7 protein-coding genes are annotated in these 7950 nt (G+C 42.2%); 3 read left to right on the top strand and 4 right to left on the bottom strand.

Annotation, left to right across the window (positions count from 1 at the left end; genetic code table 11):
- Positions 1–121: 121 nt before the first annotated feature.
- The 4 genes from SD70_RS04045 to SD70_RS37580 are packed head-to-tail and all read right to left on the bottom strand — an operon-like array spanning position 122 to position 3013.
- Positions 122–346: a DUF5348 domain-containing protein gene (locus SD70_RS04045; protein WP_041045656.1), complete on the bottom strand. Its 225-nt coding sequence runs from the start codon at positions 344–346 to the stop codon at positions 122–124.
- Entirely contained in the window at positions 343–1143 is an 801-nt protein-coding gene (locus tag SD70_RS04040; protein WP_041045654.1) for an ExeA family protein, read from the bottom strand. The genes SD70_RS04045 and SD70_RS04040 overlap by 4 nt, the downstream gene beginning before the upstream one ends.
- Positions 1136–2488 (bottom strand): DDE-type integrase/transposase/recombinase, encoded by a 1353-nt coding sequence (locus SD70_RS04035; protein WP_041045652.1) that lies wholly within the window; start codon positions 2486–2488, stop codon positions 1136–1138. The genes SD70_RS04040 and SD70_RS04035 overlap by 8 nt, the downstream gene beginning before the upstream one ends.
- A gap of 36 nt (positions 2489–2524) precedes the next feature.
- Positions 2525–3013 carry a DUF6431 domain-containing protein gene (locus SD70_RS37580; protein WP_231571016.1) on the bottom strand — a complete coding sequence of 163 codons (489 nt, stop codon included), beginning with the start codon at positions 3011–3013 and terminating at the stop codon, positions 2525–2527.
- A gap of 241 nt (positions 3014–3254) precedes the next feature.
- On the opposite strand from SD70_RS37580, the gene SD70_RS04030 reads away from it, so the two are divergent.
- From SD70_RS04030 to SD70_RS04020, 3 genes are all read left to right on the top strand, one after another.
- A complete protein-coding gene (locus SD70_RS04030; RefSeq protein ID WP_082053114.1) occupies positions 3255–4265 on the top strand; it encodes a sigma-70 family RNA polymerase sigma factor in 1011 nt (336 codons plus the stop codon).
- Between the two features lie 227 nt (positions 4266–4492).
- Positions 4493–5329, top strand: a complete 837-nt coding sequence (locus SD70_RS04025) for a reverse transcriptase domain-containing protein (protein ID WP_041045855.1) — start codon at positions 4493–4495, stop codon at positions 5327–5329.
- A complete protein-coding gene (locus SD70_RS04020; RefSeq protein WP_156157883.1) occupies positions 5305–7878 on the top strand; it encodes an HD domain-containing protein in 2574 nt (857 codons plus the stop codon). The genes SD70_RS04025 and SD70_RS04020 overlap by 25 nt, the downstream gene beginning before the upstream one ends.
- Positions 7879–7950 lie beyond the last annotated feature (72 nt).

Below are 7950 nucleotides of genomic sequence, written 5' to 3'. Positions count from 1 at the left end.
TGTTACTGACATCGTATTTTGACCGAAAATTGACGATGTCTGCTGACCGATATTTGACGATAATCGTGACCGTAGAGCATCGAAGACGGGAAAGCCCGAATTTATGGCTTTCCCGTTCTTGTTAGATGTCTACTTGGTAAGTTTCCTTCTTCCTCAAGTTGAACCTGGCTTCCCGCATGATCACGTACCAGTCGCGATCCAACTCAATCCTACAAGGAATTCCCTTGTCTCCGATTCGAATTTCTATGCACTCGCCGCAATGCAGCGTATACGAGCGACCGCCGAGGTATACCACCCAGCACGCCCCGTCTTTGTCATACGTCATCTTGTTCCACGATCTGGTCATGAAAGCTCGCCCTGAATGACGTGCTTCACCATGTGGTCGTCGATGATCCGCCGCTTATTCTGCGCCCCATAAATCAGGCTGTGGGTACACACTTTGTTGATAAGCCGCGCGGATCCGCTTGAGAAGCGGTATACCTCATCGACGGCTCCGTCTGAGAAGATGTCATGCTCGCTGCCGGCGTAGGCTAGATGACGCCCGATATACTCTCTGGCCTGAGCGCGGTCGAAGTGCGGCAGCTTGCACTGCAAATCGATTCGCTGGCGGATGGCGGCGTAGGCTTGCAGACGAAGCCGGTCCCAAAGTTCGCTTTGACCGACCAGAATAAGCGCCATGGGGCTTTGGGCATCCATTTTGAAGTTCAGCAGAAACCGTACTTCCTCGAGCATTTCCCGATCCAACAGGTGGGCTTCGTCGACGATGACAACCGGTAGCAGGCGGTGAATGCCGCGCATGAGCTCAATCTCCCGGTGCAATTGCCGCTTGGCATCGCCGCGGTAGAACTTCGATTCGCATCCGAGTTGCTCAAGCATCCCCTTGTAGAAGTGACGGGGCGTCAGCTTCGAATCCGACAGATACAAGATCTTATATTTCGCCGCATCCAGCGCCGAGGTAAACCTGCGAATGGTTGTCGTTTTGCCCGTACCGCAGTCGCCGGTAATGACAGCAAAGAGCTGGCGCTCGGCGGTGTATTCGAGCCGTCCCAACGTCTCCTCCAGCATGACGGACGCATACAGTTCCTCGGTCGGCATATCCCGTGAAAACGGTGTTCGACTCAGCTCGTAAAACGATTCAAACATGGCCGTCCTCCTCTTTCCGGACGGTCCGGTAGGAGACCGCGTGTGCCTGCTGAACATGGCGCTCCGCATGTCTGCGCTCAGCGCCGCGAAGCAGACGGGAGGAGTCTGCCGCTTCCGGCTGAAGGTGATCCGGAAGTTGCGGCCTTCGGCCTGATCGTTCCCCGATGACGAGTTCACGGGCTTTCCATGGTGTATGCCCTTCATGCTCGATCGTCACTTCCACGATGTCGGCCGGATCGTAGGCGACCTGAACCGTCCGTCCGATGAACAGAAGCCCGACTTCATACTTCTTGCCCATGAAACTGATGCAGCCAGCCTTGTCCACTTTCCGATCCTCACAGTGGAGGAAAGCGCTGGCCAACATGTCCGGTTCCACGAAGCGCAGTGGTTTCGCGTCGCTCCGATAAGCCGTTTCGGGGCTTTTCTCTTCCAAAGCGGAATGCGGTTTGTGTTGATGGCACTCGCTCAGCCATACCTGAAACCAGGTATTGAGCTGTTCTAGCGTCTTTACGTTTTCGAGTGAAACTTCATTAAGAAATCCTTGTACTACGCCGTTTAGCCTCTCAACCTTGCCCTTGGATTCCGGCGAATACGGCTTTGCAAATAGCAGGCGAATGCCTAGTTTGGCACAAGTCCGGCCCATCCATTTGTTCTTGTATTGCTTGCCGTTGTCGAAGTAAACCGCTTCTGGTAAGCCATATTTCTCGATGGCTTTGCGGAAGCAATCTTCGACGATGGCCTTCTCCAGCGACTCGTAGAAGGCGCCATGAAGCACGAACCGGGTGGCGTCGTCGACGAACAGGACCAGGTACACTTGCTTGTTCGTGCCGCCCGGTCCAATGGGGAGAAACGGGCCAAATTTTATATCTGACTGCCACAGACTATTGCGATGGCGCTTTTGGAACCGCCTGGCGGCGATTCCGCTGCTAGCGTACATCCGCATCTGCCGGGAACTGTAGCCGCGCTGGGTCAGTTGTTCTTGCAGGGTACTGCGTTTGAGCTTCCCCGGTGTCACCTTCTGATCCCATTCCAAAATCTGAATGATCTGGCTGACGCTGCGGCCCGGGACTTCCCGACGCAGGAGAATGGCTTCTTCCAGCAGTTCCGCAGAAATGGCATCCGGGCCAAGCTTTCTGCCTTTGGCTTTCGGCTTTAGTCCGCTGAAGCCCTCCGTCCTGTGCTTCGCTAAGTACCGACGCAAGGTACGCTCCGACAGTCCCGTCTGAGAGCAAATCGCTGCTCGAAGCTCCTTGGCCTTGGCCGGATCCAATCCGGACGTGAGCAGCGGTGACAAGAAGGTAAACCGCTGCTCCGCTACATCCTCTGCTTTTCTCTGATCTTTCATCTCTCATGCCTCCATTTATTCAGGATTAGCATGAGTTTATGACAGAAGGGTGCGGACATACAGGCAGAACGGGTCTGTAATCCAAAGATTTAAATTGGCGATGGGGCGGACAGATCTTCTCAGCCATCCAGCGGCGTTACCGACAAACCGTCCAGGGTGGTGGAGTGCGGACTGTGAAGGACAGGACGAGTTCTCCACAGGAAGATGAAAACGAATGGCAATCGATTGCAAGACGCATACCGCATACAGTGCCCAGAGAGCAAACCAGCCTCTCCATCTGGCGATGGTGGATTCGTCTGCTGCAATGTCCTCTCGCACCGGCTCCGACAGCACACCTTCGATGCTTTCTGCGTCGTAACGCCTGTAGGGTACGAGCAGATCCGGCAGTTCGTGATGAATCGTCGCGCACGGCTCACAACGAAGGCGGCGAATGATGAGCTTTGCCCGAGTCCCACAACTCTTGTACCACGCCCGTGGACGACTGCCTACAACGATTAAATCCCCCTCACAGCATGGGCAAGGCACACGTCCCGCACTCCTAACAAAAAACGCCGGTATCCGGCTCCTTCTCAACCAACGAAAAATCTGATACAATGACCATATTGTGGTGGGAAGACGTCTCCAGTGGTGCTGCTCGAACAGCTCCACATCTAAATGGAGGCGTCTTTTCCTTTCCCTGGATTGATGTTCTGGTCATTATATCGGTCAGGATTCGGACAACCATTACCGTCAGTTTTTGGACATTACGTATTAGCGGAAACAGTATATTAAAAAAGCCGCCGTAAGATTTATCAAGTACAAACGCAATTATAAATATTTTCATGAGGATTTGGTTCAGCAAGGGTGCGAGGGGCTCTTATATGCTTATAGAAACTATGATCCCACAAAATACGATGTTAAGTTCTGGACGTATGCTGAATATTTTGTTTTTGGTCAGATGAAGGATTATATTAAAAAATCTACAAATATCATACGTCCGAGCAATAAAATAAATCAATTAGCAATGAAGATAAGAAAACTCGATCTTTGGGGAAAAAGCTCAGATGACATAGCAGCTATTTTAGGGTGTTCAAGAAAAATGGCAATAATGGCAAAAAGTTTTTTGAGAGATAGAAATGTAGCTTCACTACAACGAAAAGTAGTACGTCTAAATACAGAAGAAGGAAACCTTGAGTTGGGAGATATTGTCCCCAGCAACATGGATGATTACAATGATGCTATTATTTCTGACTTTCTGGAGACACTTACCCAAAATGAAAAAGAGCTTCTTTTTCTTAAAATGGAAGGGTATAAGTTCAATGAAATTAAAAAAGTAACTGGGTTACAATTAGCAGAAATAGAATCTATAGAAAAATCACTCATTATGAAACATGAATCTTACTACCAACATAAGTATAATGAAAGTGAGGAAGCTGAATTGACCAAATTAACTCAGAAGAACGCTCCACTTTTAACAAAAGCAGAGTATACAAAATTAAAACAATCGGGCTTATCAAATGAGGAAATTGCTGTAAAGAAAAAGATATCTAAGAGCATGGTAAATCGCTATTCACAAAAGTGGAAAAACGAAATCGAGTCAAAAAGCAAAGAGGATGTGAAAGATCAAGTGCTAACGGTATCTGTAAATGAAAATAAAGAATCAGAACATATTAGACGAGAAATGGAGATCATTCAAAAAGAAAATTTCTCTCTAAAAGAGCGCCTGACAAAACTACAAGAAGAAATCAATTTACTCTGGAAAATGCAGGATATATTAAGAAGTAAGATTTGGGACTAAGATGGGGGCCCCTAGGGTGACATCAAAACTGGAACTGCACCCGTAGAAGTTTGTGTGGCGTTATTTTCGAACAGGGGTTCGATTCTCCTCGGCTCCATTTGAAAAATCCACAATCGCATGAGATTGTGGATTTTTGCGTTTATATTTTAGGCTCTCATAAATTATGAAGGTAAATATAATACTATGTCGAAATATATCATTAATTTAATTATGGGGGATCCTGGGAAATGAAAATAATGGATAGAGTTATAGATCCTAAGAATATTCACTTGGCTTACCTCAGGGTTATCAACGAGTCTATGAATAAAGAACTGTTGATCGAAGCCGAACAAGAGTTATTCCATGATTCAATCCCAAAAGTATACGAAGATATTCAACAAATTTTACAGTCGCCCCAGAAATACAATTTTAATACAGTTGAGCAATTGCATAAACCTAAGTATTCCTCCGAAACAGGTGAATACGGGAAGAGAACTTTGATAAGAATTAACTTCTTTGACTCTGTGATCATTCAATGCGTGGTAAATATTATTGCTGAACAATTAAAGAGTTTAATGCCAACATGGAACTACGGTTATAAAATCGTAAGTAGAACTGATTCCCCTTACTTCTACCAAAATTGGAGAACGGGATACGCAAAATTCGTCAAAAATGAGCTTGAAATTATTGAAAACAGGAGATACCTCTCGGTAATAGAAACTGATATTGAAAAATTCTATCCTACCGTAAATCATCAACTCCTACTATCTGAATTAATACCTTATTTCTCATCTTACGAAGACTCAGCTATTATCCTTTTGTGGATTGAGAAGATTTTAGATATTTATTTTGAAATTGATGAAAATCAATTCAAAGTTGGATTACCTCAAGGACCGTTACATTCTCCCCTCTTTGCCTTATTTTATATAAGGGATTGTTTCAATGACGTTAAACAAGAGTATCCTCGCATTACTTGCTTTGGTTATGTTGATGATTTGCGTATTTACTCTGAGTATTCCACAGAAATAGCAAATTCAATTTTTTTGAGCTTAAAAAATATATGGATAAAAAGAGAATCTCTTTAAATGAGAGTAAGACCACCATTGCAAATATCACTCAACATAAAGAACATGAAGCTAAGCTTATGAGTAAGGCATCTAACCTAGGTAGAGCGATCAGAGACGAAGTTGTTCTTTCATCTGAAGGTTTGGAAGAAATGAAGGAGCGGTTAAGAAAACTATTTAATGAACTTAACGAAATATACTCTGAAGAAGAGAGTCAAAAAAATAAGCTGACAGAAAAATTGGAGAAGTTTGTTGATTACCGTTTAGTTAAACTTATTAATTCAAATGATGGCTGGTATGAACAACTTGAAAAAACATTTTCTGGTGATTATTTAAAAGGAAATATTGTCGCCGTTTGGCATATTCTATATATAAAAGCAGAGGCTCCTGCGATGAAACGGGCTTTTCTTTCAAAGCTGAGAACTGTCATTTTCTCCGAAGAAGCTCAATCTTTTAGTTATGTGAAATTTTTAGCTTACAAATATCTGTTCAAGTGTTCCCCTTCTGAATTACGTCTGTCTAATGAAGAAATTACGGAGAACTTTACTCGTTTAATTACGGAGAATATGGAAAAGGTGTATCTAAAAGCGATACTTTCATCTATTCATAAAAACTGGATTCCGCACATCCCAATATTAAAGGATTTGACCACTAAGACGAAAGATAATGAGTTGCACTCTTTGTGTTACAAAAAAGGACTGATTGATGAAGTACCAAACCTATATAAAAGACATGTATTTCAGCCAAGATTAATTCAAAACAATGAAGAATTAATTTTTGAATCTAGGAAAATTGTTGTTGGAGACCCTATAAGATATTTAGAGGACGAGGACTTAAAGACGATTAAATATAGGCTTTTTAGATTTGATAAAGGTAATTGGAGAGTACAATACACAGGTACGTTAGATTCTTTAAAAGATGTATCTTGGCATTATGATGACTTAATTAAAAGTCTACTAAAATCTTTAGTTTCATGGTTGAAAGTTCAGATAATTATGGAAGATCAAAGAGTGCCATCTAGCGTAGTTGATCCTGATCATATTTGGTTCGATATGAAAACTGGTCACATTTATTTGCTCGGTAATCCTGCTTGGCAGTTAGACTATCTTTTTGATAAGACTCCATCTATCTTATGGAAAAAGTCATTTGTTTCTTTGTTTCAAGTTCTTTTTAATATCGATCTTTCAAAAGGAATAAATGTTTTTAAAAAGTCATGGACTTCTTCACAATCACCATTGTTGTATCATTGGCAATATCGAATACTTAATTATCTTTTTTCTAATAAATTTTCCGTAACGATTTTTCTTCAACAAATGGATAAAGTTCTTTGTGATATGGAATCCAAGACTATTGTAGATTTTGAACAAATTAAACTTGATCATATAGTGAAGCATTATGTAACTGATTTAGAACATAGAGACAATTTTATTTTAATCGCCAATTTCGTAGAAGGAAGTTGGAAAAATGGCTCCAAAGAATGTTACTTTTTTACCTTACATAATCATGAACATGCACGTTACCTTGTATACAGATTACATGAGATCTTCGAAAGATCTGGGTTTTCAATTTATCTAAATAGCAAAGAAGCATTTCGTTTATTTTCTGCTTGCTTTTTGCATGACTTTGGAATGCTTTCTGAACCAACTAAACATAGACTACATGACACCAACAAGATGGATATTCAACACTTACAAAACGAAATCCGTCAGATTCTTCAAGTGGCTGTTGCGAGGAATCCCGGATCTGTTGATTTAGAACTACAGCAGATTTATGAAATTTTTGGTAATGTTGAGCGTGTTCGGGAGAATATTGTTCGAGTTGAACATCCATACATTTCCGAAAAAGAGTTGGTGGGTGACTATCCTGATTTGCCTCTTAGTGTGGCAGAGAGAAGGGATATTGGCGTTATAAGTGCTGCCCATGGTTGGGGAAAAGCTGAGGTTATAAATATTTCAGATGATTTGCATGATGGGAAACATCCAATCCATCTGAAACTCCTCTCATTACTTCTTAGGATCGCGGATCTAAGTGATGTGTCAAAAGAACGGGTTAGGAGAGAAGTACTTGAAAGAAATTACCATAGAATGTCGGACACATCGGTGTTTCACTGGATAAAACATCTGAGTGTTGATAAGTTAACTATTGAACATCGAGACCTGGAAGATGGTGCTACAGAAATTATATTTACTATCAGTCATAATTATCTACCAACAGGTAGTATCTTGACTGAAGTATTAGAAAGAACTTGTGGGAAAAACTGCAAAAAAATTGATAGTAATGACATGAGCGAATTTATTGACAGAGGTGCCAATTTAGGTCGAGGGAGCTTCTTTAGCTATTTTGAACGGTCACAATGTGATATTACTTGTGCATTTATTAATGAGTCGTATAGATGGTTTTATGCGGAAGTAATTTTTATCAATGATTATTTTAGGCAAAATGAGATACCCGTATCATTTGATCTCAAAATTGTAAAGACAGAGCAGAGTCAAGTAGATTTTAATTTTATTAAGAATAGGAACAGTTTGAAGTCTGCCCAGGAGTTTATGTTTCAATATTTCCAAAAATAATTTGTAGTCATTAAATGTCGGCGAATTGTGGATTTGCTTATCAACGCTGCGCCTCCATAAGATGCAAAGAAC

Origin of the sequence: Gordoniibacillus kamchatkensis, from assembly GCF_000829455.1 — a bacterium.
In the GTDB taxonomy this organism is placed as follows: Bacteria; Bacillota; Bacilli; order Paenibacillales; family NBRC-103111; genus Gordoniibacillus; species Gordoniibacillus kamchatkensis.
The sequence above is the reverse complement of the archived record's forward strand: the minus strand, read 5'-3'. Positions and strand labels throughout refer to the sequence as shown.